Here is a 2,064-nt window from a genome sequence, read left to right as displayed (position 1 = left end):
ACAACGTAATCCAATTCGTCGAAGAAAAATTCGAAAAAAGACTCTCCGAAGAACTGGCCAAGGTAAGAGTTGAACTTACCGAAAGGATTGAAGGAGTAAGAACTGAACTGAAATCCGAAATCGAAAGCCTGAGAATCAACGACGAAAAAATAAAGACTGAACTCATCGAGAGAATCGAAGCCCTGAAAACCAACGATGAGAAAGTAAAATCAGAACTGATCAAATGGATGTTTATCTTTTGGGTTGGGCAGATTGGTGCCATCATAGGGATACTCTTTGCCTTCTTTAAAGGTTAAATTAGGATTTAAGTTAAGAAAGTTCAACGTTCAACGTTAGTGAGTTCAAGGTTAAGAAAGTTCAACGTTACAACTATCCAAACACAGAATATAGAAATTAGAACCTCGAATTTTTATTAGCGAGCAAGCTGGCAAGGCTGACTGCGTCTCACCAAAGACACTAAGAACACTATGATTATTTATTTTTTCTTTCGCCCACGGACACATCCACCTGTCGTTGCGAGGAGTCCCATTGGGACGACGAAGCAATCTCCTCTGCAAGTAGATTTATAATTAAAACATATCATTATCAGCTCAAACATAACAGATTGCCACGCTCGCTTACGCTCACTCGCACTGACAGAAGATAATCCACATACACTTGCAACCATATCTGAGAATTAGTATATTTAAGTTGCATTAACTATTGAGGTCGAAATGCCTGTTGTAACAGTTAAAAAGCCTTTAAGAGAAAAACTCGGGGATGACGGCATAGAAGCTTTAGTCGAACTTATAAACGAAGCACAGAAAGAAACTAAAAATAACGTAATCCAATTCGTCGAAGAAAAATTCGAAAAAAGACTCTCCGAAGAACTGGCTAAGGTAAGAGTAGAAATTGCCGAAGTTAAAACTGAACTCATCGAGAGAATCGAAGCCCTGAAAACCAACGATGAGAAAGTAAAATCAGAACTGATCAAATGGATGTTTATCTTTTGGGTTGGGCAGATCGGTGCTATCCTCGGGATACTTTTCGCCTTCTTTAAGGGTTAACTCAAGAGTTAAAAAGTTCAAGGTTAGGAAAGTCAACGTTCGAGGTTTAGGAGTTCAACGTTCGACGTTCAACGTTTAAGAGTTCAATGTTGCCTTCCCACAAATGCGGAATATAGAACTTTGAACTCTATCATGTCCCGTTCGCAATGACATCCACCTGTCGTTGCGAGGAGTCCCATTGGGACGACGAAGCAATCTACTTTGCAAGTAGATTTATAATTAAAACATATCATTATCAGCTCAAACATAACAGATTGCCACGCTCGCTTACGCTCACTCGCACTGACAGGGGGCTATCGAAGAAGTTATACCAAGTTTGTTCTCTAGCTGGTTAGCTTGTTATCTTGATAGCTAGTTAGCTTATTAGCCTGATAGCCTGTTAGCTTGTTAGCTGGCTGGCTTGCTGGCTTGCTAGCCAGTTAGATCACTCACCTCTTAGCCATCCAGCTATTTCGCCATCTAGCTATCTAGCTATTCAGCTATTTAGCCATCTCAATCAGACAAGATTGCCACGCTCGCTTACGCTCGCTCGCAATGACGGAAGATAATCCACATACACTTGCAACCATATCTGAGAATTAGTATATTTAAGTTGCATTAACTATTGAGGTCGAAATGCCTGTTGTAACAGTTAAAAAGCCTTTAAGAGAAAAACTCGGGGATGACGGCATAGAAGCTTTAGTCGAACTTATAAACGAAGCACAGAAAGAAACTAAAAACAACGTAATCCAATTCGTCGAAGAAAAATTCGAAAAAAGACTCTCCGAAGAACTGGCCAAGGTAAGAGTTGAACTTACCGAAAGGATTGAAGGAGTAAGAACTGAACTGAAATCCGAAATCGAAAGCCTGAGAATCAACGACGAAAGGATAAAAACTGAGCTTATCGAAAGAATAGAGAAAAAACACTCAGACACCATCAAATGGATGTTCATCTTCTGGGTTGGGCAGATTGGTGCCATCCTCGGAATACTCTTTGCTTTCTTTAAAAGTTAAATTAGGATTTAAGTTAAGAAAGTTC

Annotated in this window: 3 protein-coding genes; all 3 read left to right on the top strand. The window is 39.8% G+C overall.

Features of this window, described 5'->3' with window-relative positions:
* The coding region (locus tag H0Z29_12075; protein ID MBO8132221.1) for a DUF1640 domain-containing protein at positions 1–296 on the top strand (296 nt) is incomplete at its 5' end.
* A 417-nt stretch (positions 297–713) separates the two neighbouring features.
* Positions 714–1,046, top strand: coding sequence for a DUF1640 domain-containing protein (locus tag H0Z29_12070; protein ID MBO8132220.1), 333 nt, complete (start codon positions 714–716; stop codon positions 1,044–1,046).
* A gap of 615 nt (positions 1,047–1,661) precedes the next feature.
* Positions 1,662–2,039: a hypothetical protein gene (locus H0Z29_12065; protein ID MBO8132219.1), complete on the top strand. Its 378-nt coding sequence runs from the start codon at positions 1,662–1,664 to the stop codon at positions 2,037–2,039.
* Positions 2,040–2,064 lie beyond the last annotated feature (25 nt).

It is taken from the genome of Candidatus Neomarinimicrobiota bacterium (assembly GCA_017656425.1).
Taxonomy (GTDB): domain Bacteria; phylum Fidelibacterota; class UBA2242; order UBA2242; family B5-G15; genus JACDNV01.
Note: the sequence above shows the minus strand (reverse complement) of the source record. Positions and strands in the feature narration are given on the sequence as shown.